This is a genomic window from Salinarimonas sp. (assembly GCF_040111675.1).
In the GTDB taxonomy this organism is placed as follows: Bacteria; Pseudomonadota; Alphaproteobacteria; order Rhizobiales; family Beijerinckiaceae; genus Salinarimonas.
In genome coordinates, this window is record NZ_CP157794.1 from 5201002 (window position 1) to 5225737 (window position 24736).

A 24736-nucleotide genomic window follows, 5' to 3' on the forward strand; every position below is an offset into this window, starting at 1 on the left:
TGGCCCCGCCGCTCACGCTTCGCCCTCCCCGCTCTCGGCCCCGGCGGCCGACCATTCCTTCACCCGCGCGAGGTGGTCGTAGCTCGAATAGCGCAGCGCGTATTGCGGATAGGGCCGCGAGACGTAGCCGTAATCGCCGGAAAGGAAGCGGGCGACGAGGCCCGCGAGCCGCTCGAAATGCTCCTCGACGAGATCGGCCACGTCGCGCTCCTCGTCCTTGGGCGGGGCGATCGGGCAGGGCTTGAACGGGTCCTTGCCGCCGGACGCGTGGACGTAGAGCAGCTCCGGCGGCTCCTCGGGCTGCGCCACGCCCTCAAAGGCGCGACGCGCCAGCATCGCCGCCTCGAGCGTCAGCTGCGGCGAGAAGCCGGCGAAGACCATCTTCGAGGTGGGCGGCGTCCCGGTCTTGTAGTCGACGATCGTGGCCGATCCGTCCCGCCCGGTCTCGATCCGGTCCGCGCGCACGGAGAGCGTGAAGGTCTCCGCCCCGATCGGGATCGAAAGCTTGCCCGGGCGCTCCACCGCGATCGCCGCGAGAGCCGGGCGGCGGGCGTATTCCCAGGCGAGGTAGCCGTCGATCACGCGCTCGAAGCGCGGCCACCATTCGGCGCGCACCTCGGGATAGGCCTCCTCCAGCGGCGCGAACAGGTCGAGGCCGATCTGGCGCAGCTTCGCCGCCGCGATCTCGGGGGCGGGGAGCGCCGACGGGTAGGCCTCGACGAATTGGGCGAAGGTGTCGTGGATGAGCGTGCCGCGCTCGGCTGCGCCCGGCGCGACGGCGATCTCCTCCAGCGGATCGAGGCCGAGCACGTGCCGGGCGAAGATGGAATAGGGATCGCGCAGGAGCGTCTCGATTTCGGTCACCGAAAGGCGGCGGGGGAAGAGCGCGGGGTCGGGCTTCGGCGCCGGCTGCGGCAGGGGCGGAGCGGGCGGCGCCGCGTCGAGCCGGGCCGCGAACGCGAGGAGCCGCTCGCCGCGCGCCGCCATGGCGGCGTGGCGCTCGGCGCCGGCGAAGGCCTCGAGCCGCTGCAGGAAGCGCGAGGGCACGGTCGGCGCGCCGTCGCGCTTCGCCGCGCGGGTCATCACCACGTCGTGGGCGCCGAGCGCCTGGACGAAATCGTGCGCCGTCTGGCCGAGCCGGCGCTCGGGCGGCGGCAGGCCGATCTCCTCGCGCAAAGGCCGGTTGAGGAAGGCGTCCGTCTTCGCCCGCGGCGGCCAGACGCCCTCGTCGAGCCCGCCGAGCACGACCCGGTCGGCGCGAATCAGGCGCGCCTCGAGGAGGCCCAGGATCTTCAGCCGGGGATGCGTGGCCTCCGCGCGGCCGGGGGCACGGCGCTGGCGGGCGAGGGTGGCGAAGAAGCCGGGATAGTCGAGGAAGACGCCCTCCAGCGCCGCGTCGGCGTCGACCAGGGCGAGGTCGTCGAACAGGGCGGCGAGCGCCTCGTCCGAGCCGTCGGCGAAGAGGTCGGTGTCGAGCTCCGCGCCCGGGGCCGGCGTCGCCAGCGCTTCCACCGCTGCGCGATGCGCCGCGGCCAGGGCAGGAAGCGAACGGACGCCCCGCGCCATGTCCGGCTCGAAGCCGGCGAAGGCCTCGCCGAGGGCGTCCAGCACCGCCTGCGCGAGGTCCCAGTCCTCACGCGTGAGGCGCTTGCGCGGGCGGGGGGCGCGGTGATCGCGCGCCGTCTCGACCCGGCGCAGGGCGAGCGCGGCGGACAGCCCGTCGAGCCCGGGCCGCGGCTCCGGCCCGCGCAGGACGCCGATCTCCAGCGCCGCGCGCCCGCGGGCGAGATCCTCCGCGCAGAGCCCCAGCCGCACCGCCGGATGGTGCAGGAGCGAGAGCGTGGCGAGCGGCGCGAAGCGCTCGGCCGCGGCCTCCGCCGCGAGGCGGGCGAGCTTGCCGGCCTCGGCCTCCGCGAGGCTGGTCCCCGCCGAATCGTCCACCGCGACGCCCCAGCGGGCGAGCTCGGCGCAGACGCGCTGCGCCAGCCCGCGGTCCGGCGTGACGAGGGCGGCGGTGCGGCCGGGCGTCTCCAGCGTCTCGCGAAGCGCCACCGCGATGGCGAGCGCCTCCTCGCGCTCGTCCGCGGCCTCGACCAGCGCGAGGCCGGCGCAGCCGTCCTCGGCGAGCCGCGCGCGGAATGCGGGGTCGAGGGCCGCCCAGGCCTCGGTGGTCTCGGCCGGGCGCATGGCTTCGGACAGCATCGCCTCGCGGGCCCGGCCGGCAGGGTCGGCCTCGCCGAGCACGGCGACGTCCTCGCGCGCGATGCGCAGCGACTCCGACAAGAGCCGCGCCATCACCGCCTGGGGATGGCCGTGGGCCGGGGCGAGGCCCGTCTCCCGGTCGCCGCAGACGGCGCGCCAGGCCTCCGCGTCGCCATCCCGGTCGAGGCCCGGCAGCACCACGGCGCCGTTGGGCAGCTTCGCGATCGCCGCCAGAAGCCGCGCGGTCGCGGGGATCGAGCCCGTGGAGCCCGCCGCGATCACCGGCCCGCGCGGGGGCGCGGCAGCGAGACGCGCGGCTTCCGCGTCGATCAGGGCGGAGAGCCGGCGGGCGGGGTCGCTCGCGCCGCGCTCGGCCAGGATCGCCGGCCAGGCCTCGAAGGCGATGCGCACGAAATCGAGGGTGATTTCGAAATAGCGGGAGAAGTCTCCGTCCACCGCGGCGGGGATGGCGCGCCAGTCGATCCCCTCGTAGCCGATGTCGTCCATCAGGGCCTCGAGCTCGCCGGCGAGCGCCACGGCGTCGGCCGGCGAGGCGGGGACGAGAAAGGGCGTGTCCGCCTCGAGCCGCGCCGTGCGCGGATCGAGCGCGCGCGACCAGCGCTGGATCAGCCGCGCGATCAGGAGCCGGCGCTCCAGCGGCGCGATGGGCGGCGCCAGCGCCTGCGCCGCCTCGCCGGTCTCGAGCGCGCCGGCGGCCAGCGCGAGCTCGGCGTCGTCCGCCTCGCCCAGCGGCACGATGCGCGGCAGGAGCAGCGCCTCGCGGCCGAAGCGGGCTCCGGCCCGCTCCGCGATCTCGGCGCCGAGCGCCCGGGCGGCGCGGCGGGTCGGCAGGAAGATCGTCGCCGCGGCGAGCGCGGTCGGCGCGTCCTCCCCGAGAAATTCCGGGGCGAGCCGCCCGTCGACCAGCGCCTGCGCCAGCGTCTCGAGAAACGGCGCGCTCTGGGGAATGCTGAAGACCCGTGTCACCTCGCCCCTCCCCGGCCCCGATCACATGCGAACGTAACAGGAACAACCCCGCCCGTCAAGATTGCCGCGCGCGTGGGCGCCCCGATCCCCCGGCGTCGGGCGCCCCGTCGGAACGGCCGCGCCGCGCCCCGCGTTGACGGCCCATGACCTTCCAGCGCGAGAACGCCGCCGCGACGCGGCGCCCGCGCCGATCCGAGGAGACCAGCATGGCCAGCGGCGCCGCACATCGTCCCGACCACCATCTCATCGCCAGCGACCGCGTCGAGGGCACGCCGGTGAAGCGCTCCAACGGCGACGAGATCGGGCATATCGAGCGCGTGATGATCGACAAGGTCTCGGGCAAGGTCGCCTATGCCGTGATGAGCGTCGGCGGCGGCCTGTTCGGGCTCAACCAGCATCAGTTCACGATGCCCTGGGGCGTGCTCCACTACAACACCGAGCTCGGCGGCTACGAGCTCAACCTCACCGACGACCAGATCCGCGAGGCCCCGCGCGAGACGGCGGAGCATCACGATGCGTCCTTCTCCCGCGAGTGGGAGGAGCACGTCCACCGCTACTACAACGCGACGCCCTATTGGGGGCAGTCCGACCCGATGTCGACGGGCCGCTGAGCCGGTCCGGCTCACGCCGCGCGCCCGCGTCTCGGCTTCGGCTTCGCCTCGGCCGCCTGCGTCGCGGCGGCGGGCGCGAGCGCAGGCCCGAGCGCGTGAGCCAGGATCTTCTTCATCACGCTCGGCAGCGGCTCGTCGGCGAGCGTCTCGCGCGGCGAAAAGCGCATGCCTTCCGGCGCGATCGTCCCCGGGGCGACGCGGGCCGCCAGCACCGTGACTTCCAGCGCGAAATGGGTGAAGACGTGGCGCACCACGCCGTCGAGACGCTTCCAGCGGGCGTCGAGCGGGGCGTCCAGGATCGCGTGCTTCGGGTCGTAGCCGACCTCCCAGGCGCTGCCCGGCGGCTCCGCCATGCCGCCGAGAAGCCCCTCCGGCGGGCGGGTGCGCAGCAGGATCGCGCCGTCGGCGCGCTCGACCACGAAGGCGGCGCCGCGGCGGGTCTCGCGGGTCTTCTTCGGGGCCTTCACCGGATAGAGCGCGGCCTCGCCGGCGCGGCGGGCGGCGCAGGGCGCCATCCAGGGGCAGAGCGCGCAGGCGGGACGCCTGGGCGTGCAGATCGTCGCGCCGAGATCCATCAGTCCTTGCGCGAAATCGCCGGGCCGGTCCTGCGGCACGAGGGCGAGCGTCGCCTCGCGCACGGCGGCCTTGGCCTTGGGCATGGGCTCTCGAATCGCGAAGAGCCGCGTCATCACCCGCTCGACGTTGCCGTCCACCGCCGCCGCGACCCGGTCGAAGGCGATCGCGGCGATGGCGCCGGCGGTGTAGGCGCCGATGCCGGGGAGCGTCCGCAGGCCGTCCTCGGTGTCCGGGAAGCGCCCGCCGTGGTCGGCGACGACGGCCTTGGCGCAGGCGTGCAGGTTGCGGGCGCGGGAATAGTAGCCGAGCCCGGCCCAGGCGCTCATCACCTCCTCCGAGGGCGCGCCGGCGAGCGCCTCGACATCGGGGAAGCGGGCGAGGAAGCGCTCGAAATAGGGCTTCACCGCCATCACGGTGGTCTGCTGCAGCATGACCTCCGAGAGCCACACCCGGTAGGGGTCCGGCCGCTCGCCGGGCCTCGCGCGCCAGGGCAGGGCGCGGCGGTGGCGATCGTACCAGGCGAGGAGGTCGTCGGCGCGGGGTTCTGGCATGCGCGACTCTTCGAGGGATCGACGCGAATCGAGATGACGGCCGGTGGGCGGCGGGGCTACGATGGCGCATCGAGACATAGCCGATCGCGCGGTCGGCTGCCAAACGCGGGACACGAGTCGAAATGGCGCGCCTGACCCCTCTCGCCGAGCTGGTCGAGAGCTGCATGAGCGAGGCGCTGGCCCGCCAGGGCTTCGCCTCCGCCGACGTGATCGCCGCGTGGCCGGACATCGCCGGCGAGCCGCTCGCCTCCTATTCGCAGCCGGTGAAGATGGAATGGCCCAAACGCGCGCGGCCGGAGCCGGACGCGCCGCCGCCCCCCGCGACGCTGGTGGTGCGCGTGGAGAGCGCCTTCGCGCTCGAGGCCCAGCACCTCGCGCCGCTCCTGATCGAGCGCATCAACGCGCTCTACGGCTGGGCCTGCGTCGGCCGGATCGTGCTCAAGCAGGGACCGGTGCGGCGCCCGCCGCCGAAGCGCCCGCCGGCGCGGCCCCTCGCGCCGCAGGAGGAGGCGGTCATCGCGGGCGCGGTCTCGGACGTCTCCGACGAGGCCTTGCGCGCCGCGCTGGCGCGGCTCGGGCGGGAGATCACGGCGCGCGAGACCCGGCCGAACACGAAAGTTTGAGCCGCCCGTGAGCCTCCGCGCGCGGCGCGCGCTTGCCCGCCGCCTCACTCTCGGCCTAGTTCTGGCGTGAAACGCGCCGTCCAAGGCCGCTCCTCGACCGACGGAGACAACGAGAATGTTCACGCGCCGCCAGACCCTCGCCCTCCTCGCCGCCGCCGGCGCGGCGCCCGTGCTCGTCGGCCGCCCGGCGCTCGCGCAGACCGCGGATCCCGAGCTCCTCGCGACGTCCGGCCCGCTCGGCGAGATGGCGCTCGGCGACGAGAACGCCCCGGTGACGGTCTACGAATACGCCTCGCTGACCTGCAGCCACTGCGCCACGTTCCACAATCAGACCTGGCCCGCGGTGAAGGAGCAGTACATCGAGACCGGCAAGGTGCGCTTCGTCCTGCGCGAGTTCCCGCTCGATCCGTTGGCGACCGCGGGCTTCATGCTGGCGCGCTGCGAGCCGGAGATGTACTGGCCGATCGTCGACATGCTGTTCGAGCTGCAGCGGCAATGGGCCTTCTCCGACCGCCCGGTCGACACGCTGGCCCAGCTGATGCGCCAGGCCGGTTTCTCACAGGAAAAGTTCGAGACCTGCTTGCGCGACCAGGCGCTCTTCGATGCAATCCAGGACGTGAAGACCCGCGGGGAGGAGCTCGGCGTGCGCGCGACGCCGACCTTCTTCTTCAACGACGAGATGCGCAGCGGAGCGCTCACCATTGACGAGTTCGCCGACATCGTCGACCCGATGCTGGAAGGCTGAGCCGGGCCGCGCTCTGTTGCCCGGGCATGAAAGCCGCGCCGCATGCAGCTGACGCGGCTTCGCATCGTGGGCTTCAAGACCTTCGTCGAGCCCACCGAGGTGGTGATCGAGCCCGGCCTCACGGGCGTCATCGGGCCCAACGGATGCGGCAAGTCCAACCTCGTCGAGGCCCTGCGCTGGGTCATGGGCGAGAATTCCTACAAGGCGATGCGCGCGTCCGGCATGGACGACGTGATCTTCGCGGGCTCGGGCGGGCGCCCGGCCCGCAACGCCGCCGAGGTCACGGTCAGCGTCGACAATTCCGGCCGCACCGCGCCGGCCGCGTTCAACGATTCGGACCTGCTCGAGATCTCCCGCAAGATCGCCCGCGAGGCGGGCTCGACCTACCGCATCAACGGGCGCGAGGTGCGCGCGCGCGACGTGCAGCTGCTCTTCGCCGACGCCGCGACGGGCGCGCGCTCGGCGGCTCTGGTGCGCCAGGGGCAGATCTCCGAGATCATCGCGGCCAAGCCCCAGGCGCGCCGGCGCATCCTGGAGGACGCGGCCGGCGTCGCCGGGCTCCATGCGCGCCGGCACGAGGCCGAGCTGCGGCTGAAGGCCGCGGAGGACAATCTCGTGCGCGTCGAGGACGTGCTCTCCGGGCTCGACGGGCAGATCGAGGGCCTGCGCCGGCAGAGCCGGCAGGCGGCGCGCTATCGCGCGGTCGCGGCGGAGATTCGCCGGCTGGAGGCCCTGATCCAGCTGATCGGCCACGCGGCGGCGCGGGACGAGGCGGCCGCGGCGGCCTCCGAGGCGCGGGTCCGCGCGTCCGAGGTGGCGGAGCGGGCCGAGGTGCAGGCCCGCACCGCCCGCGAGCAGGCCATCGCCGCGCATGCGCTCCCCGGCCTGCGCGAGGCGGAGGCCGCGGCGGCGGCGGCGCTTCAGCGGCTCGTCCTCGCCCGCGCCGAGCTCGACGGCGAGGAGACCCGCACGAAGGACAAGCTCGCCGCGCTCGAGCGCCGCGCGGGCGAGCTCGCCCGCGACCGGTCGCGGCAGGAGGCGGTGCGGGCCGACGCGGCGCAGTCGATCGCGCGGCTCGAGGCCGAGCACGCGGCCCTCGCCGATACCGGCCGCAGCGAGGCCGAGCAGGAGGCCGCGCGCGTGGCGCAGGCGGAGGCGGAACGCGCGCTCGCCGCGGCCGAGGCCGCCATGGCGGAGCTGCAGGCCCGGGTGTCGGACCTCAACGCCCGTCGCGCGGCCCTCGAGCGCACGGCGCGCGAGGAGGAGGCGCGCGTCGCCCGATTCGCCGGGGAGGCCGAGCGGCTCGCCCGCGAGCGCGCCGCGCTCGAGGCCGCCGCGCCGGCCGATCTCGACATCGTCCTGGAGGCCCGGGACGCCGCCGCCGAGGCGCTGGAGGAGGCCGAGACCCGCGCCGCCGAGGCGCGCGCCCTCCTCGCCCGCGCCCGCGAGGCGGAATCGCGCGCCCGCGGCCCGCTCGCCGAGTCCGAGCGCACGGCGCAGAAGCTCGACACCGAGGCGGCGACCCTGCGCAAGCTGTTCGCCCCCGCGGCCAACGCGCGCTTTCGCGCGATGCTCGATCAGGTGCGGGTCGAGAAGGGCTACGAGACCGCGCTCGCGGCCGCGCTCGGCGAGGACCTCGACGCCTCGAGCGACCCGCAGGCGCCGGCGCACTGGGTCGAGACCGATGCCGGCGCGGGCGATCCGGCGCTGCCGGGCGGCGCGACGCCGCTCGCCTCCGTCGTCGAGGCCCCGCCGGCGCTGGGTCGGCGTCTCGCGCAGATCGGGGTGGTCGCCCGCGCGGACGGCGCGCGCCTCGCGGAGGCGCTCGCGCCGGGCCAGCGGCTGGTGAGCCGCGAGGGCGACCTCTGGCGCTGGGACGGTTATCGCGCGCTGGCCGAGGCGCCCTCCGCCGCGGCGCGGCGTCTCGCCGAGCGCAATCGTCTGGCCGATCTCGAGACCGAAGCCGCCCGGGCGCACGACGTCGCCGACGAGCTGCGCCGCGATCTCGACCGGGTGCAGACCGCGGCCCGGAACGCCGCCGGCCTCGAGGCGCGCACGCTGGAGGAGGCCCGCGCCGCCCGCCGGGCCCTCGACGAGGCCCGCGATCGCGCCGCTGCGGCCGAACGCCGCGCCGCCGATCTCGCGGCCAAGCGCGAGAGCCTCGCCGACGCCGCCTCGCGGGTCGCGGAGAGCCTGGAGGAGGCCCGCGAGCGCGCCGAGGAGGCGCGCGCGGCGCTGGACGATCTCGCGCCCGCGCCGGAGCTCGAGGCGGAGCTCGCCGAGGCCCGCGCGCGGGTCGCGGAGGCGCGGGCGGAGGCGGCGGAGCGGCGCTCGGCCCTGCAGAGCCTGGTGCGCGAGGCGGATCTCGCCGGGCAGCGGCGCCGCGCGCTGGAGGGCGAGATCGCCTCCTGGCGCGACCGCGACGCCCGCGCCCGCGAGAGCGTCGAGGAGATCGCCGAGCGCATCGAGGCGACGCACGAGGAGCTGGAGACGCTGCGCGAGGCGCCCGACGACTTCGCGCTGCGCCGCCGCCGTCTGCTCTCCGAGATCGAGACGGCGGAGGCCGCCCGGCGCGCCGCGGCGGACCGGCTCGTCGAGGGCGAGCGGCTCGCGGGGGACGCCGACCGCGCCGCGCGCGCGGCGCTCGACGCGCTTTCCGCGGCCCGCGAGGCCGCCGCCGGCTCGGAAGCCCGGCGCGAGGCGCTGGAGGCGCGCCTCCTCGCCTTCGTGCAGGCGATCCGCGACGGCTTCGAGACCGACGTCGCGGGTCTCCACGCCCTCGCCGGCCTGGAGCCCGGCGATCCCCTGCCCGACGCCACCGGGACGGAGGCGAAGCTGCTCTCGCTCAAGGGCGATCGCGAGCGGCTCGGCGCGGTCAACCTGCGCGCGGAGGACGAGCTCGCCGACCTGGAGGACAAGAAGGGTTCGCTCGCGGCCGAGCGCGACGACCTGGTCGAGGCGATCCGCCGCCTGCGCGGGGCGGTGGCGAGCCTCAACAAGGAGGGCCGCGAGCGCCTGCTCGCCGCCTTCGCGGTGGTCAACGGCCACTTCGAGAAGCTCTTCACCACCTTGTTCGGCGGCGGCACGGCGCAGCTGACGCTGGTCGATTCGGACGATCCGCTGGAGGCCGGCCTCGAGATCCTGGCGCGCCCCCCGGGCAAGAAGCCGCAGACCATGACGCTGCTCTCCGGCGGCGAGCAGGCGCTGACCGCCACCGCGCTGATCTTCGCGGTCTTCCTCACCAATCCCTCGCCGATCTGCGTGCTCGACGAGGTCGACGCCCCGCTCGACGACGCGAACGTCGAGCGCTATTGCGACCTGCTGGACGAGATGCGCGCTACGACTCAGACGCGATTTCTCGTCATTACGCACAACCCTATCACCATGGCGCGCATGGACCGCCTGTTCGGCGTCACCATGGCCGAGCGCGGGGTCTCGCAGCTCGTCTCGGTCGACCTGGAGCGCGCCGAGCGGCTCGCGGAAGCGTCGTGAGGCGTGCGGACGCGGGTAAGAATATCGTCGCCGAAGCGCGAATATTACGGAATTTCAAACACTTAACGCAAGTGCGAGCGTCCTTGACAGGGGAGGGACCCGCACATATGGTGCGCCCGGCTTCAGGGGCTTGGCTTTTCACGTTTTCTCGGTCCGCATCGGCACGATCATGGGCGATCCCACGGGGCGGAACGACGAGAACGGCGAGGGGTCCGGTTCCGGCGACGAGGCCGACCTGTCCGCGAGGCTCCGACGTCTCGAATCGCGCCTGGGCGAGGCATCGTCACGGCGGGATCACGAGACCCGAGCCGGCTCCCGTGCGGCGTCCGACATGTCCGGCCTCGGAAAGGCTTTGCGCTTTTCCGCGGAGTTCATCGCGGGCGTGATCGCGGGCGTCGGCGTCGGCTGGGCGCTGGACCAGGTCGCCGGAACGTCGCCGTGGGGGATGATCGTCGGTCTTCTGCTCGGCTTCGGCGCAGGCATGCTGAACATCATGCGCGCCGCAGGGGAGTTGAATCGCAAGCCGCGCTCGGGTAGGTCCCCGGGCGACAACGGCGAACGAAAAGGCGCGGACGATCGCGGGCCCGACGAAGGCCGAGACGAGCGCGCGGCGCGCAGCGAGGACTGAGAGAACATGGCGAGCCCGGTCGAGCAGTTCGAGATCAAGGAGATCGTCAGCTTCGGGGCGATCGGCGACGCGCCGCTGGCCCTGACCAATTCCGGGCTCTACATGCTGATCGTCGTCGGCGTGATCCTCGGCGTCATGAGCGTGGCGACCCGCAACGTCGCGCTGATCCCCAATCGCTGGCAGAGCTTCGGCGAGACGCTCTACGAGTTCGTCGCCAACATGCTGCGGGACGCCGCCGGCAAGGAGGGCATGACCTTCTTCCCGCTCGTGTTCTCGCTGTTCCTCTTCGTCCTCGTGGGCAACCTCGTCGGCATGGTGCCGGGCGCCTTCACCATCACGAGCCACATCATCGTCACCTTCGCCCTGGCGATGCTGGTGATCGGCACGGTGGTGATCTTCGGCCTCGTCAAGCACGGCCTGCACTTCTTCGGGCTGTTCGTGCCGTCGGGCGTGCCCGCCTGGCTCCTGCCCTTCATCTCGCTGATCGAGGTGATCTCCTTCCTCTCCCGCCCGATCTCCTTGAGCCTGCGCCTGTTCGCCAACATGCTGGCGGGCCACATCGCGCTCAAGGTCTTCGCGACTTTCATCGTCTCGCTGCTCGGCGCCGGCGGGCTGGTCGCGGTGCTGTCGCCCCTGCCCCTGCTGATGACGTTCGCCATGGTCGGCTTCGAGATCTTCGTCGCCGCGCTGCAGGCCTACGTCTTCGCGGTGCTCACCTGCATCTACCTGAACGACGCGCTGCATCCCGGGCACTGATCGACCCGGCCGGCGCACTCGTCCGAACCCCTCCCACCTTCCGCCTTCCCCTCAAGGAGTACGTCATGGAGACCGAAGTCATCACCGCCGCCGGCGACGCCTACAAGTATCTGGGCGCCGGCCTCGCCGCCATCGGCATGGGCCTCGCCGCCATGGGCGTGGGCAACATCTTCGGCAACTTCCTCTCCGGCGCCCTGCGCAACCCGTCGGCCTCCGACGGCCAGTTCGCCCGCGCGTTCATCGGCGCGGCCCTCGCCGAAGGCCTGGGCATCTTCTGCCTCGTCGTCGCGCTGGTCCTCCTCTTCGTCTCCTGACGAAGGGCGTGGTTCGGGGCCTCCCGTCCGCGGGAGGCCGCCTCGACGGCATACGAGACGCGCCGGGCCGCACACGCCCGGCTCGCGCTTTGAAAGGGCGTTGACGCCATGGCATCTCCGACGCAAGAGGCGGGCGAGGTCGTCGCAAACGGCGGCAGCGCGTTCCCGCCCTTCGAGCCGAGCACGTTCCCCTCGCAGCTTCTGTGGCTCGCGATCGCGTTCGGCCTGCTCTACTACGTGATGAACCGCGTGATCGTGCCGCGCTTCCACGGCATCGTGGAGACGCGCGAGGTCACGGTGGCCCGCGATCTCGATGCGGCGGCCACCGCCAAGCGCGACGCGGAGGCGGCCGGCGCCGCCTACGACGAGGCGCTGGCCCAGGCCAAGGCGAACGCGCAAGCGATCGCCGCCAAGACCCGCGACGCGATGCAGGCGGAGGCCGACGCCAAGCGCAAGGCGCTCGAGGACGATCTCGCCGAGCGGCTCGCCGCCGCCGAGGCGCAGATCGCCGGCCGCAAGGCGGAGGCCATGTCCAACGTCCGCGGCATCGCGGAGGAGACCGCCACGGCCATCATCGAGCGCGTGACCGGCACGGCGCCCGCGCCGGGCAGCGTCGCCCAGGCGCTCGACGGCGCGACGCCCACCGCCCGCGCGGCGAGCTGAGGAGGGACGACCATGGACTTTCTCGGCTCCACCTACTTCTGGCAGGCGCTCTCCACGATCGCGCTGATCTGGGTGCTCTGGCACTACAAGGTCTTCCACCGCATGGGCGCGGCGCTCGACAAGCGCGGCGAGCGCATCGCGGCGGAGCTCGACGAGGCCAAGCGCCTGCGCGGCGACGCCGAGGCTCTGCTGCGCGAGTACGAGGTCAAGCGCGCCAACGCGGAGAAGGAGGCCGAGGCGATCGTCACGGCCGCCCGCGAGGAGGCCGAGCGCATGACCCGCGAGGCCGAGGAGCGGCTGAACGCCTTCGTGGCGCGCCGCACCAAGGCCGCCGAGGACAAGATCGCCGCCGCCGAGCAGCAGGCGATGATCGAGGTCCGGGACGCGGCGATCGCCTCCGCCGTCGGCGCCTCCGAGCGGGTGCTGCGCGAGCAGGCGAGCGGCCCCGAGGGCGAGCGCTTCCTGCGCGACGGCCTCACCCAGATCCGCGGCCGCCTCGCCAGCTGAGCGTCGCCTCAGACACGAGACGTGAAAACGCCCGGCTCGCGAGAGCCGGGCGTTTCGCTTTCGGGATGGCGGCGCGGCGGTGCGCTTCAGAGCCCGCGCATCACCGCCATCGCGGCGGCGAGATCCTCCAGCGCGGCCCCGACCGACTTGAACAGCGTGATCTCCGCATCGCCGCCGCGCCCGGCCGTCTCCCCGCGGCACAGGCCGAAGAGGTCGCCCCGCACGTGCTCGCGCGCGATCCCGCCGTCCCGGATCGCGACCGCGACGTCGCCGCCCTCCGCGAGCGCGGCCGGCGTGTCGACGAAGACCGCGGCGCGCCGCAGCGCCTCGTCGTCGGCCTCGCGCATGGCGAGATTGAAGGCGCCGACGAGATCGAGATGAGCGCCCTCCCGCAGCCAGGCGCCGCGCACGAGCGGCGCGCGGGAGAGGGTCGCGCAGGAGACCAGATCGGCCCGCCGCACCGCGGCCTCGAGATCCTCGCTCGCGGCGACCGGCAGGCCCTCCCCGGCGAGCCGGGCGGCGAGATCGCGAGCGCGGGCGGGATCGCGGTTCCAGATCGTCACCCGCGCGATCGGGCGCTGGCTCATATGGGCGCGAATCAGGAAGGGCGCCAGCGCGCCGGCGCCCACCATCACCATCTCGGTCGCATCGGCCCGCGCCAGATAGCGCGCGGCGAGCGCCGAGGCGCAGGCCGTTCGCCACAGGGTGAGCCGCGCGCCGTCGAGCACCGCGCGTGGAACGCCCGTCTCGCCGTCGGCCAGGTAGTAGACGCCCTGGACCGCGGGAAGGCCCTTCGCGCCGTTGCCGGGAAAGACGGAGACGATCTTGACGCCGACGGCCGAGCCGTCGGCGACGGCCGCCGCCTCCCCGTGGCCGGTCCAAGCCGGCATCAGCAGCAGCGTGGCGTCGCCGTCGGCCCGCGCGATCTCGTGGTGGTGGCGCACCGGCGCGACGATGGCGCCGCGGAAGCCGGCTTCGAGCGCATCGACGAGGGCGGGAAAGGTCAGCGCCCCGTCGATCTCCGCGGCCGGGACGACACGCAGAGCGGTCTCGCCGCTCACGAGCGCGGGCCGGCGAGCGCGGGCAGGCCGGTCGCGGCCTCGCGCTCCTTGGCGCGATCGACCTCGCGGCGCAGGTCGCGCGCCTCGCGCTTGTAGCTGCGCTCCGCCTTGCGGTGCTTGCCCTGCACCAGCCAGGCGGCGATGCCGCCGACGATCACGCCGGCCGCGAACGTGGCGAAGAGCACGATCCAGACAGGACCGGACACGGACCAGACCGGGTTTTCCGGGGTGAACGGGTCGAAGCTGATCAGGACCGGCGCGCGGTTCGCCATCGCCATCAGCGCCACGAAGAGCGCGATCGGGATCAGGATCAGGAGCGTGATGATGCGCCGCATCGGCGAGACCTCCGGACGTGAGCGGGGCGCGCCGGCGAAGGATCGGCGCGTCGTTCGGCCGAGCTTAAAGCATCATCCCGCCGAGTGGTATCCGGTCGGCAAACCAGATGATGCTTCAGCAAGGGAGCTGGAGCGCCAGACCCGACGGCGTCAGGTCGCGAAGCGCTCTAGCGCGCGGCGGCGATGGGCGCCACGCCGTCGTCGGGTTCCGCGCCGTCGCGATTGAGCCGGACCCGCATCTCCTTGCCCGTCTTGAACACGGGCACGGCCTTCTCGCCGACGGCAACGGTCTCGCCGGTGCGCGGGTTGCGCCCGATGCGCGCGTCGCGCTTCTTCACGGAGAAGGCGCCGAAGCCGCGCAGCTCCACCCGGTCCCCGCGCGCGAGCGCATCGGCGATGGTGTCGAGGATCGCGTTGACGATGTTCTCCACGTCGCGCTGATAGAGATGCGGATTCTGCTCCGCAATGCGCATGACCAGCTCGGACTTGATCATTTTCCGCCTAGCAGCTTGAAAAACATTTAGTTTTCGATTTGAGGCTGCCAGAGCGCGAGCAGGCCGTCAAGCTGCAAACCGCGCCTGGCGGACGATGCGCGCGCGAGCGTTGCAGCCAGGTCGTCGAATCCGACGATGCGCGCGGCGAGGGCGCCGGCGGTGAAGACGTCGAAGGCGCCGTCGTCGCGATCGGGCTCCCAATTGCGGATCGGCAGATCGACGGGCACGCCGCGCTCGGCCTCGAGCCAGGCGATCGCCGTCTCCTCGTCGCCGAGCGCGTCGACGAGACCGAGCGAGAGCGCCTGACGCCCGTTGTAGACCCGCCCGTCCGAGACGCGCGCCACCTGGACCTCGCTGAGCGGCCGGCGCTCGCCGACGAGATCGACGAACCAGCGATAGGTGTCGTCGATCACGACCTGGATCGCCTCCACCGCGTCCGGATCGATGGGGGAGACGGCGGACGGCGCGGCCTTCAGCGGCGTCGACTTGATCTCCGCCACCTCGATGCCGAGCTCCTCCAGCAGATCGGCCACGTTGGGCACCTGGATCAAGACGCCGATGGAGCCGACGATCGCGGTCTGGCGCGAGACAATGTGATCCGCGCCGAGCGCCGCGATGTAGCCGCCCGAGGCGGCGAGGCCGTCGATGAAGGCCACCGTCGGCTTCGCCTCCGCCACATCGCGCAGGGCCGCGAACAGTTCCTCGGCGCCCGTGGTGGTGCCGCCGGGACTGTCGATGGAGACGATCACGCCGCGGGCGCTGTCGGTCTCGGCGAGCTCGCGCAGCATCTCCGCGGCCTCGCGGTCCGTGGTGATCAGCCCGCCGACGCTCACCCGCGCGACATGGTCGCGCCCGGCGGGGAGGCGCGAGGGATCGAGGTCCGCCACGCGCCAGCCGATGGCCACGACCGCCACGATGGCGAGCAGCACGCCGGCGACACGCCAGAAGCTCAGCTTGCGCCGCAGCCGGCGTCGGTCGGCGATGTATTCGGCGTCGCTCGGCATCGTGGTCCGGCCTCTCGCGCTCGCGTCTTCGGGCTGCGGGCAACCTAGTGAGCGCCGTGCCGGGCGGCAAGGGCGAGCCCCCGTCCCGCGGTCCTCGCCGGCGGGCCGTGGACCGCCGGGGCGCTGTCACGGGCGTCGAAATCCGCTACACGAGGCGGAACGGCCGCCCGCGCGGGAGAGGCCGGCTCGGAGACCCGCCATGGCGCCCCCCTCGGCCCCGACCGACACGATCTATGCGCCCGCCTCCGGCTTCGGCCGGGCCGCGATCTGCGTGATCCGGCTCAGCGGCCCGGCCGTGCGCCGCGCGCTCGCGGCGCTCGCGGGGGACGTTCCCGAGGCCCGGCGGCTCGTCCTGCGCACCCTGCGCGATCCGGCGCGCGGCGAGGCGCTCGACCAGGCGCTCGTCGCCTTCTTCCCCGCGCCGCACTCCTTCACCGGCGAGGACCAGGCCGAGCTGCACGTCCATGGCGGCCTCGCGACGCGCGCGGGCGTGCTCGCGGCGCTCGGCCGGGTCGAGGGCCTGCGCGCCGCCGAGCCCGGCGAGTTCACCCGGCGGGCCTTCCTCGAAGGCCGCATGGATCTCGATGCGGTCGAGGGGCTCGCCGACCTGATCGAGGCGGAGACGCAGGCCCAGAGACGTCAGGCCCTGCGCCAGCTGGAGGGCGGGCTCGGCCGGCTCGCGGAGGATTGGCGCCGCCGCCTGATCGAGGCGCAGGCGCTCGTCGAGGCCGCCCTCGACTTCTCCGACGAGGGCGACGTCGCCGCGCAGGTCGAGGAGCAGGCGGCCGCGCGCATGGCCGGGCTCGAGGGCGAGATCGCCGCGGCGCTCGCGAGCGCCGGGCGCGGCGAGAGCCTGCGCGAGGGCTACGTCGTCGTCCTCGCCGGGCCTCCGAACGCGGGCAAGTCCACCCTGATGAACGCCCTCGCCCGCCGCGACGTCGCCATCGTCTCGGCCGTGCCGGGCACGACCCGCGACGCCATCGAGGTGCGCTGCGACCTCGGCGGGCTTCCGGTGACGCTGATCGACACCGCCGGCCTGCGCGAGACCGAGGACCTGATCGAGGCCGAGGGCGTCGCGCGCACGCGGGCGAAGATCGCGGGCGCCGACCTCGTCGTCTGGCTCGATCCGGCCGACGCGCCGGCGGCGCCGCAGGCCGACCCGACGGCGCCGGTGCTGCACGTGCGCACGAAGGCCGATCTCGCCGGCGGCGCATCGAGGGGCGCGCTCGCGCTCTCCGCCGCGACCGGCGCCGGCGTCGACGCGCTCCTCGCCGCGATCGAGGAGCGGGCGCGCGGCGCCATGGGGGAGGGCGGCGACGCCGTCGTCACCCGCGAACGGCATCGGCTGGCGCTCGAGCGGGCGCGGGACGCCCTCCGCCGGGGACGCGCGGCGCTCGAGGCCGGCGACACGGAGCTCGCGGCGGAAGACGCCCGGCTCGCCGCCCGGGCGGTGGGGTCGATTTCCGGGCGCGTCGACGTCGAGGACGTGCTCGACGCGCTGTTCGGGGCCTTCTGCATCGGCAAGTGAGGCGCGCCGGCGCGAGCGCCCGGCCGGGCGCCGGCGCTTGACAACCGCGTCGGCGGAACTAGGTTGGAACATATGAGGAACAAGAGAACCCTGTTCTGGCGAACCGCCCTTCGGGACCTGCGCGGGCCCCGCCCCGAGCCGGCCGCGGGCGATGTCCGGGAGGCGCGCCTGCGCGCGACGGCGGGCGTCGAGGCCGGTCTCGCGCTCACGTCCTGGCGCGGGCGCTCGGGTCGGCGCTACGTCGCGGCCGTCCAGGCCCTGCCCGAGGCCGAGGTGGCGGACTGGGACGGCGCCGTCGTCCTCGCCGTCGTGCGCGAGCCGGACGGCGCGGCGCGGCTCGTCGCCACCGCCTGCGGGGACGCGCCGGAGGCGCGCCGTCGCGCCTGGCTCGCGGGCGCGGCGCGCCGCGGCGCGAGCGAGATCCACGTCCATCGTCTGGCCGAGACGCCGGCCGCGCGTCTCGCGGCGCGGGCCGATCTCGCCACGCCGGGCGAGCGGGCGCGGCCCGACCGGTCGCGGCGCCTGCGCCCGCGCGGTGGCTGCGAGGCGGATCCGGCGCCGCGGGCGGCGCGGCCGGCGCGGGCGCCCTCGCGCTCCGGCTGAGGGGCCTCAGGCGCTCAGCCGACCGGCGTCGGCCGCGCTCGCGTCGGCGCCGCGCGCGAGCGCTGCGGCGAGGCGCGCGAGATGCGGGTCGCTGACGCCGATCTCGACGAGATGGGCATAGGTCGACACGACGTAATCCGGGTTGCGGCCCGATTGCCCGACGCCCTGGAGGACGATGCGCAGCGTCTCGGCGTCGTCGAGCCGGCCGGCATATTGAAGATGGGCGCGATCGACGACGTAGGTCACGGCCCGCACGGCGCGGCCGTCGGCGAGCCGGGCGTCGACCCGGCGTTCCAGGTAGACCGCGGTCACCTGCTCGCGCGCGCGGAGATAGGCGATGGTCTCCGCGGCGTCCTGCGCCGCCACGCGAAACGCGACGCCCCGGCACGATCCGCCGCGGTCGAGCCCGAGCACGAGGCCCGGTCGCTCCGGCGTGCCGCGATGGACGTGCGAATAGACGCACAAGGATCGATGATAGCCCGCGATGCGCGCGAGACGACGCTCCCGATGCGGGAAGCCCGGCCGCCACATCAGCGAGCCGTAGCCGAACACCCAGAGGTCCTCGCCCTCGCCGCCGATCGCCCCCGCCGCCATCCCGTCCGTCACGCGCCGCTCCCTGGCGTCCGTCGTCTCCACGCTCGCAGGCTTACGAGCCGCGCCCGCCTCTGGCAACCCGACGCCGCATCGGGCCGCGCCCTTTACGGATCGCGCCCCGCGCGCCATTTGCCCGGCTGCGTGTTTCGGGCTAGAGCCGCCGCGGAGCGCGCGGGCGGGCGAGGCGCGGGCAGGGCGCACGGAGGACACGGCATGGACGCAGGCAACCGGGCGAGCGACCACGAGAGCGCGAGACCCACGCCGGCCCGGCGGGCGTCGCGGTTCTGGCTGCTCGCGCCCTTCGTGCTGGTCGGCCTCGTCGTCGTCGCCTGGAGCGCCGCCTGGTTCCTGATCCGCGACCGCGTCGCCCAGGAGCTCGACGACGCGCTCGGCGCCCAGGCGGCGCTGGGACGGACCTGGACCTGCGCGGATCGGAGCATCGCCGGTTTCCCCTTCCGCATCGAGATTGCCTGCGCGGCCCTGCGGCTGCGCGCCGAGGACGGCCTGGCGCTCGATCTCGGCCCGGCCCGGGCGGTCGCGCAGGTCTACCAGCCGCGTCACGTCATCGTCAGCGCCGGCGGTCCCTTCCTGGTCGAGACGCGCGACGGCGCGCTGAGCGGAGACTGGGCGCTGATGGAGGCGTCGATTCGCAATCTCGGGCGCGGCACCGAGCAGCTCGCGATCGTCGTGGACGCGCCGCGGGCCACGATCGACGCCCCCGGGCTGCCGACGACGGTCGACGCGCAGGCCGAGCGTGTCGAGCTCTATGCCCGCCCGAGCCCCGGATCCACCGTCCGGGACGGCGCGCTCGACCTCGTGGTGCGCGCCGACGCCGTGACGATCCCGGCTCTGGATCGGGCCGTCGAGAGCGCCGCGCCGGCCGACGTCGAGGCGCAGCTGCGCGCCACGGGCCTCCTCGCGCTCGCCGCCGGCCGCGGCGGCGATCCGGAGCGCGCGGCCCGCGCCTGGCGCGAGGCCGGCGGACGGCTCGACATCCAGCTCGTCGCCGTCGAGACCGCCGACGCCGCGCTCGAGCTCACCGGCGAGCTCGGCCTCGACGACCTCTACCGGCCCGAAGGCCGCATCGCCGCCTCCGGCCGCGGTCTCGGGCCGATCGCCGAGGAGGTTCTCGGCGGCCGAGGCGGCTTCGTCGCCGACGCCATCGTCGCGGCCTTGGGCGGCCCCGCGCAGGCGCAGGGCGGCGACGACGCGGGCGCGTTGCGCCCGCTCCCGCCGGTGCGGCTCGAAGGCGGGCGCGTCTATGTCGGCCCGTTCCCGGTGCCGCAGGTGACGCTCGAGCCGGTGATCTGAGACGGGCGGATCACCCCCGCGCCCCGAAGATGGCGCTCCCCACCCGCACATGCGTCGCCCCGAGCTGCACCGCGGCCTCGTAATCGGCGCTCATGCCCATGGACAGGACGGAGATCCCGTTGCGCCGGGCGATCTCGCCGAGCAGCGCGAAATGCGGCGAGGGCGGCTCGTCCGCGGGCGGGATGCACATCAGCCCCTCGACGGCGAGCCCGTGCTCGTCGCGGCAGGCCGCGAGGAAGGCGTCGACCTCCGAGGGGATCACCCCGCCCTTCTGCGGCTCCTCGCCGGTATTCACCTGCACGTAGAGGCGTGGGACCCGCTCCCCGGCCTCGCGGGCGCGCGCGATCTCCTTGGCCAGCGCCTTGGCGAGCGAGGCCCGGTCGAGGCTCTCGATCACGTCGAAGAGCGCCACCGCCTCGCGGGCCTTGTTCGACTGCAAGGGGCCGATGAGGTGGAGCTCGACGTCCGGGTGGGCCTCGCGCAAGGCGGGCCACTTGCCCTTCGTCTCCTGCACGTAGTTCTCGCCGAAGACGCGATGGCCGGCGTCCAGCACCGAGCGGATGGCGTCGGCGCCGTAGGTCTTGGAGACGGCGACGAGCGTCACCGTCGCCGGGTCGCGCCCGGAATCCCGCGCGGCGCGGGCGATCCCGGCCTCCACGGCGCGCAGCCGCGCCACGGTCTCGGCCCCGGCGCGCGCCTGCGCCTGCGCGAACTCCGCCGCATCCATCGTCATCCGTCCTCTCGAAACGTTGCGGCGCCCCCCGGCGATGTTGACCGGCGGGCCCATTCATGCCCAATTGCCTGCGCGCCGCCGGGGATCCCCGGCCGGTCGCGATGGCGCGCGCCATCCTGCCATATCTCCCACACGAGTCGCCAGATCGAGCCCGCAATGAAGGCCGAGCGTTACAATCCGAAAGAATCCGAGCCGAAATGGCAGGCGGAATGGTCGCGCGCCGACGTGTTCCGCGCCCGCAACGACGATCCCGGAGCCGAACCTCGCCCCCGCTACTACGTGCTCGAGATGTTTCCCTACCCGTCCGGGCGCATCCATATCGGCCATGTGCGGAACTACGCCATGGGCGACGTGGTGGCGCGCTACAAGCGCGCGCGGGGCTTCAACGTGCTTCACCCGATGGGCTGGGACGCCTTCGGCATGCCGGCCGAGAACGCGGCGATGGAGAACAAGGTCCACCCGAAGGAGTGGACCTACAAGAACATCGCCACCATGCGCGACCAGCTCAAGTCCATGGGCCTGTCGCTCGACTGGTCGCGCGAGATCGCGACCTGCGACCCGTCCTACTACAAGCACCAGCAGGCCATGTTCCTCGATTTTCTCGAGGCGGGCCTCGTCGACCGCAAGACGGCGAAGGTGAACTGGGACCCCGTCGACCAGACCGTGCTCGCCAACGAGCAGGTGATCGACGGCCGCGGCTGGCGCTCCGGCGCGCTCGTCGAGCAGCGCGAGCTCACCCAGTGGTTCCTGCGGATCACCGACTATTCCGAGGACCTGCTCCAGGCCATCGATGGGCTCGACCGCTGGCCGGAGAAGGTGCGCCTGATGCAGCGCAACTGGATCGGCCGCTCGGAAGGCCTGATGGTGCGCTTCCCGCTCGATACGGCGACGGCGCCCCAAGGTCTCCTGGATCACGCGTCCGAGCTCGAGATCTTCACCACGCGCCCGGACACGCTGTTCGGCGCGAAGTTCATGGCGCTCGCCCCCGACCATCCGCTGGCCAAGGCGGCGGCGGCGCGCGATCCCGGCCTCGCGGCCTTCGCCGAGGAATGCCGCCGCATCGGCACCTCGGCGGAAGCGATCGAGACGGCCGAGAAGATCGGCTACGACACCGGCATCCGCGCGGTGCATCCGTTCGACCCGTCCTGGACGCTTCCGGTCTACGTGGCGAACTTCATCCTGATGGAATACGGCACCGGCGCGATCTTCGGCTGCCCGGGCCACGACCAGCGCGACCTCGACTTCGCCAACAAGTACGGGCTCGGCGCCACCGCGGTCGTCTGCCCGCCCGACGTCGAGCCGTCGTCCTTCACGATCGCGGACGAGGCCTATGTCGGCGACGGCCGGCTGATCAACTCGCGCTTCCTCGACGGGCTCTCCGTGCCGGAGGCGAAGGAGGAGGTCGCGCGCCGGCTCGAGAGCGAGACCCGCGACGGACGCCCGGTGGCGACGCGCAAGGTGAACTTCCGCCTGCGCGACTGGGGCATCTCGCGCCAGCGCTATTGGGGCTGCCCGATCCCGATCATCCACTGCGAGAGCTGCGGCACGGTGCCGGCGCCCCGCGAGAGCCTGCCCGTCGAGCTGCCGGAGGACATCGCCTTCGACAAGCCGGGCAACCCGCTCGACCGGCACCCCACCTGGCGCGACGTGCCCTGCCCGAAATGCGGCGCTGCGGCCCGCCGCGAGACGGACACGATGGACACGTTCGTCGATTCGTCCTGGTACTTCGCCCGGTTCACGGCCCCGCACGAGACGGATCGCCCCACCGACCCGGCCCAGGCGGATTCCTGGCTCCCGGTCGACCAGTATATCGGCGGCATCGAGCACGCGATCCTGCACCTGCTCTATTCGCGCTTCTTCACGCGGGCCATGCGGAAGGTGGGTCACCTGAACCTGGACGAGCCCTTCCGCGGCCTGTTCACCCAGGGCATGGTGGTGCACGAGACCTACAAGGACCAGGCGGGCAAGTGGGTTCTGCCCATCGACGTGCGCCTCGAGACCGCCGAGGGCGAGCGCCGGGCGTTCCACGTGAAGACCGGCGAGCCGGTCACGATCGGCTCCATCGAGAAGATGTCGAAGTCGAAGAAGAACGTGGTCGACCCCGAGCACATCCTCGACAGCGTCGGCGCCGACGCCGCGCGCTGGTTCGTCCTCTCCGACTCGCCGCCCGAGCGCGACGTGATCTGGACGGAGGAGGGCGTCCAGGGCGCCGCGCGCTTCGTCCAGCGCGTCTGGCGGCTCGTGAAGGAGACGCCGCTCGATTCGCCGGGCGCGCCGCGTCCCGCGGATTTCGGCGACGACGCGCTCGCGCTGCGCAAGGCGACGCACCGCACCCTCGCGGCGGTGGAGGAGGCGGTCGAGGCGCTGCGCTTCAACGTCGCCGTGGCCAAGATCTACGAGCTCGCCAACGCGATCTCGGCGGCCGCGCCGAAGGGCGGCGACACGCCGGCGCCGGATCTCGGCTTTTCGCTGCGCGAGGCGCTCGGCGTCCTCGTCCAGCTGATCGCGCCGATGATGCCGCACCTCGCCGAGGAAAGCTGGTCCGCGCTCGGTCGCGAGGGGCTCGTCGCCGAGGCGCCCTGGCCGGCGCTGGAGCGCGATCTCCTCGTCGAGGACACGATCGTGCTGCCGGTGCAGGTCAACGGAAAGAAGCGCGCCGACGTTACCGTCCCGCGCGACGCCGACAACGCCGCCATCGAGGCGGCTGCGCTGGCGATCGAGAACGTGCAGCGCGCCATCGAGGGGCGCCCCGTGCGCAAGGTCATCGTCGTCCCGCAGAGGATCGTCAATGTCGTCGCCTGATGATCGCGCCCCGACCCGCCGCCTGGTTCTCGCGGGCATCGCAGGTCTCGCCGCGCTGCCGCTCGGCGGCTGCCTGAGGCCGCTCTACGCGCCCACCGCGTCGGGCGTCGGGCTCGAGGACGCGCTGCGCGCCGTCCAGGTCGAGCCGGTGACGGTCGCGCCGACCGGGGAGGTGCTGTCGCATCATCTGCGCCAGGAGCTCGTCTTCGCGCTCGACGGGACCGGCCGGGCCACGACGGAAGGGCCGAAAGCCTACAGGCTCGAGACGAACGTGGTGGTCTCCACGCGGACACCGATCGTCGACGCCACCACGCTGCGCGCGAGCGTCGCCACGCTCACCGGGACGGCGCGCTATCGCCTCGCCACGCTCGACGGCGCCACGGAGATCGACCGCGGCTCGGTCCAGGGCGCGGTCACCTACGAACGGCTGGTCCAGCGCTTCGCCACCGTCCGCGCCGAGCGCGACGCGCAGATCCGCCTCGCCAAGGTGCTCGCCGACGATATCCGGACGCAGGTCGCGCTCGCCCTGCGCAGCGCTCCGCCGACGGCGACCCTCGCCACCGGGACCTGACCCGGCATGGTCGCCGTCAAGGCCGCCGACGCGGAGGGCGCGCTCGCGCGTCTCGACCCGCGTGTGGCGGTCGTCCTCGTCTACGGCCCCGACACCGGCCTCGTCGCCGAGCGCGCCCGGCGCGCAGCGCGCGGGTCGGTCGAGGACCCGGAAGATCCCTTCCAGCTGGTGAAGCTCGATGGGGACGTCGTCGCCGCCGATCCCGGACGCCTCGCGGACGAGGCGGGGACGGTCGCGATGTTCGGCGGACGTCGGGCCGTCTGGGTGCGTCCGACGACGAAGACCCTCGTGCCAGCGGTGGAAGCCGTGCTCGACATGCCGAGCGCCGAGGCGCTCGTCGTGATCGAGGCCGGGGACCTGAACAAGTCCGCCCCGCTGCGCACGCTCTGCGAAAAGGCCCCGCGGGCGCTGGCCGTTCCCTGCTACGCCGACGAGGGGCGCAATCTCGGCCAGGTCGTCGACGACGCGCTGAAGCAGGCGGGGCTCGCCATCGACCGCGACACGCGCGCGATCCTCGTGGAGAGCCTGGGCGGCGACCGCCTCGCCACCCGCTCCGAGCTCGACAAGCTGATCCTCTATTGTCACGGGCAGAGCGCCGTCACCGCGGCGGATCTGGAAGCCGTTCTCGCGGACGTCTCGGGCCTGCAGGCGAGCGCCGTGACCGATGCGGCCTTCGCGGGCCAGGCCCGCCAGGCGGACGAGGCGCTGCGGCGCCTGCGCCAGGAGGGCACGAGCGCCACCGGCATCCTCACGCCGCTCTTGGGCCACGCCACGACGCTGCTGCCGCTCGCCATGGACGTCGCGTCCGGCAGCCCGCCGGCCGTCGCCGTGAAGAGCTGGCGCGGCCTCCATTTCAAGCGGGAGCAGGCGGTCACCCGTCATCTCGCCCTGTGGACGCCCGACGCGCTGCTGCGGCTCCTCGCGCGCATCCAGGAGACCGTGCTCGCCACGCGGCGCGCGGCGGATCTCGCCGACGCGCTGACCGAGCGCCTCGTCGTCGACATCGCCCGCGCCGCCGCCGCCCGCGCGCGGCGCTGAGATCGCC

Annotated in this window: 23 protein-coding genes; 15 read left to right on the top strand and 8 right to left on the bottom strand. The window is 73.7% G+C overall.

The features are described 5' to 3' along the window. Nucleotides 1–12 precede the first annotated feature (12 nt). Nucleotides 13–3189, bottom strand: coding sequence for a double-strand break repair protein AddB (gene addB / locus ABL310_RS24200; RefSeq protein WP_349369546.1), 3177 nt, complete (start codon nucleotides 3187–3189; stop codon nucleotides 13–15). Between the two features lie 206 nt (nucleotides 3190–3395). Here addB and ABL310_RS24205 point away from each other — a divergent pair, with 206 nt between their 5' ends. Continuing rightward, nucleotides 3396–3800: a PRC-barrel domain-containing protein gene (locus ABL310_RS24205; protein ID WP_349369547.1), complete on the top strand. Its 405-nt coding sequence runs from the start codon at nucleotides 3396–3398 to the stop codon at nucleotides 3798–3800. 11 nt (nucleotides 3801–3811) lie between these two features. Here the strand turns inward: ABL310_RS24205 and mutY are convergent, their stop codons facing one another. Next, nucleotides 3812–4927: an A/G-specific adenine glycosylase gene (mutY, locus tag ABL310_RS24210; protein ID WP_349369548.1), complete on the bottom strand. Its 1116-nt coding sequence runs from the start codon at nucleotides 4925–4927 to the stop codon at nucleotides 3812–3814. Nucleotides 4928–5049: 122 nt separating this feature from the next. On the opposite strand from mutY, the gene ABL310_RS24215 reads away from it, so the two are divergent. From ABL310_RS24215 to ABL310_RS24250, 8 genes are all read left to right on the top strand, one after another. Beyond that, on the top strand, nucleotides 5050–5550 hold the full coding sequence (locus tag ABL310_RS24215) for a DciA family protein (protein WP_349369549.1): 501 nt from the start codon (nucleotides 5050–5052) through the stop codon (nucleotides 5548–5550). Nucleotides 5551–5665: 115 nt separating this feature from the next. Continuing rightward, entirely contained in the window at nucleotides 5666–6295 is a 630-nt protein-coding gene (locus ABL310_RS24220; protein ID WP_349369550.1) for a DsbA family protein, read from the top strand. Nucleotides 6296–6337: 42 nt separating this feature from the next. Continuing rightward, on the top strand, nucleotides 6338–9787 hold the full coding sequence (smc, locus tag ABL310_RS24225; RefSeq protein WP_349369551.1) for a chromosome segregation protein SMC: 3450 nt from the start codon (nucleotides 6338–6340) through the stop codon (nucleotides 9785–9787). Between the two features lie 130 nt (nucleotides 9788–9917). Beyond that, complete coding sequence (locus tag ABL310_RS24230; RefSeq protein ID WP_349369552.1) at nucleotides 9918–10415, top strand: AtpZ/AtpI family protein; 498 nt, start codon at nucleotides 9918–9920, stop codon at nucleotides 10413–10415. Between the two features lie 6 nt (nucleotides 10416–10421). Further along, nucleotides 10422–11171, top strand: a complete 750-nt coding sequence (locus ABL310_RS24235; protein ID WP_349369553.1) for a F0F1 ATP synthase subunit A — start codon at nucleotides 10422–10424, stop codon at nucleotides 11169–11171. Nucleotides 11172–11236: 65 nt separating this feature from the next. Next, entirely contained in the window at nucleotides 11237–11485 is a 249-nt protein-coding gene (locus tag ABL310_RS24240; protein ID WP_349369554.1) for a F0F1 ATP synthase subunit C, read from the top strand. A gap of 108 nt (nucleotides 11486–11593) precedes the next feature. Continuing rightward, entirely contained in the window at nucleotides 11594–12148 is a 555-nt protein-coding gene (locus ABL310_RS24245; RefSeq protein WP_349369555.1) for a F0F1 ATP synthase subunit B', read from the top strand. Between the two features lie 12 nt (nucleotides 12149–12160). Beyond that, on the top strand, nucleotides 12161–12655 hold the full coding sequence (locus ABL310_RS24250) for an ATP F0F1 synthase subunit B (RefSeq protein ID WP_349369556.1): 495 nt from the start codon (nucleotides 12161–12163) through the stop codon (nucleotides 12653–12655). 86 nt (nucleotides 12656–12741) lie between these two features. Here the strand turns inward: ABL310_RS24250 and ABL310_RS24255 are convergent, their stop codons facing one another. The 4 genes from ABL310_RS24255 to sppA all read right to left on the bottom strand — a co-directional run bounded on the left by ABL310_RS24255 (nucleotide 12742) and on the right by sppA (nucleotide 15549). Beyond that, nucleotides 12742–13716 carry an ornithine cyclodeaminase family protein gene (locus ABL310_RS24255; RefSeq protein ID WP_349369557.1) on the bottom strand — a complete coding sequence of 325 codons (975 nt, stop codon included), beginning with the start codon at nucleotides 13714–13716 and terminating at the stop codon, nucleotides 12742–12744. After that, nucleotides 13713–14051, bottom strand: coding sequence for a LapA family protein (locus ABL310_RS24260; protein ID WP_349369558.1), 339 nt, complete (start codon nucleotides 14049–14051; stop codon nucleotides 13713–13715). The genes ABL310_RS24255 and ABL310_RS24260 overlap by 4 nt, the downstream gene beginning before the upstream one ends. Nucleotides 14052–14218: 167 nt before the next feature. Then, nucleotides 14219–14545: an integration host factor subunit beta gene (ihfB, locus tag ABL310_RS24265; RefSeq protein ID WP_349369559.1), complete on the bottom strand. Its 327-nt coding sequence runs from the start codon at nucleotides 14543–14545 to the stop codon at nucleotides 14219–14221. Between the two features lie 26 nt (nucleotides 14546–14571). After that, on the bottom strand, nucleotides 14572–15549 hold the full coding sequence (sppA, locus tag ABL310_RS24270) for a signal peptide peptidase SppA (RefSeq protein ID WP_349369560.1): 978 nt from the start codon (nucleotides 15547–15549) through the stop codon (nucleotides 14572–14574). Nucleotides 15550–15748: 199 nt separating this feature from the next. Here sppA and mnmE point away from each other — a divergent pair, with 199 nt between their 5' ends. Together mnmE and ABL310_RS24280 are read left to right on the top strand one after the other, a co-directional pair. Next, on the top strand, nucleotides 15749–17077 hold the full coding sequence (mnmE, locus tag ABL310_RS24275; RefSeq protein WP_349369561.1) for a tRNA uridine-5-carboxymethylaminomethyl(34) synthesis GTPase MnmE: 1329 nt from the start codon (nucleotides 15749–15751) through the stop codon (nucleotides 17075–17077). A gap of 72 nt (nucleotides 17078–17149) precedes the next feature. Further along, nucleotides 17150–17680, top strand: coding sequence for a hypothetical protein (locus tag ABL310_RS24280; protein ID WP_349369562.1), 531 nt, complete (start codon nucleotides 17150–17152; stop codon nucleotides 17678–17680). 6 nt (nucleotides 17681–17686) lie between these two features. Here the strand turns inward: ABL310_RS24280 and ABL310_RS24285 are convergent, their stop codons facing one another. Next, nucleotides 17687–18274 carry a gamma-glutamylcyclotransferase gene (locus ABL310_RS24285; protein WP_349372120.1) on the bottom strand — a complete coding sequence of 196 codons (588 nt, stop codon included), beginning with the start codon at nucleotides 18272–18274 and terminating at the stop codon, nucleotides 17687–17689. A 213-nt stretch (nucleotides 18275–18487) separates the two neighbouring features. On the opposite strand from ABL310_RS24285, the gene ABL310_RS24290 reads away from it, so the two are divergent. Continuing rightward, nucleotides 18488–19585 carry a DUF2125 domain-containing protein gene (locus ABL310_RS24290; protein WP_349369563.1) on the top strand — a complete coding sequence of 366 codons (1098 nt, stop codon included), beginning with the start codon at nucleotides 18488–18490 and terminating at the stop codon, nucleotides 19583–19585. 10 nt (nucleotides 19586–19595) lie between these two features. On the opposite strand, the gene ABL310_RS24295 is transcribed toward ABL310_RS24290, so the two are convergent. Next, nucleotides 19596–20312, bottom strand: a complete 717-nt coding sequence (locus ABL310_RS24295) for a YggS family pyridoxal phosphate-dependent enzyme (RefSeq protein WP_374730417.1) — start codon at nucleotides 20310–20312, stop codon at nucleotides 19596–19598. Between the two features lie 162 nt (nucleotides 20313–20474). On the opposite strand from ABL310_RS24295, the gene leuS reads away from it, so the two are divergent. The 3 genes from leuS to holA are packed head-to-tail and all read left to right on the top strand — an operon-like array spanning nucleotide 20475 to nucleotide 24729. Beyond that, nucleotides 20475–23120, top strand: a complete 2646-nt coding sequence (leuS, locus tag ABL310_RS24300) for a leucine--tRNA ligase (RefSeq protein WP_349369565.1) — start codon at nucleotides 20475–20477, stop codon at nucleotides 23118–23120. Continuing rightward, complete coding sequence (gene lptE / locus ABL310_RS24305) at nucleotides 23107–23691, top strand: LPS assembly lipoprotein LptE (RefSeq protein WP_349369566.1); 585 nt, start codon at nucleotides 23107–23109, stop codon at nucleotides 23689–23691. Before leuS ends, lptE begins: the two co-directional genes overlap by 14 nt. Before the next feature lie 6 nt (nucleotides 23692–23697). Beyond that, nucleotides 23698–24729, top strand: coding sequence for a DNA polymerase III subunit delta (holA, locus tag ABL310_RS24310; protein WP_349369567.1), 1032 nt, complete (start codon nucleotides 23698–23700; stop codon nucleotides 24727–24729). The last annotated feature ends 7 nt before the right edge of the window (nucleotides 24730–24736 follow it).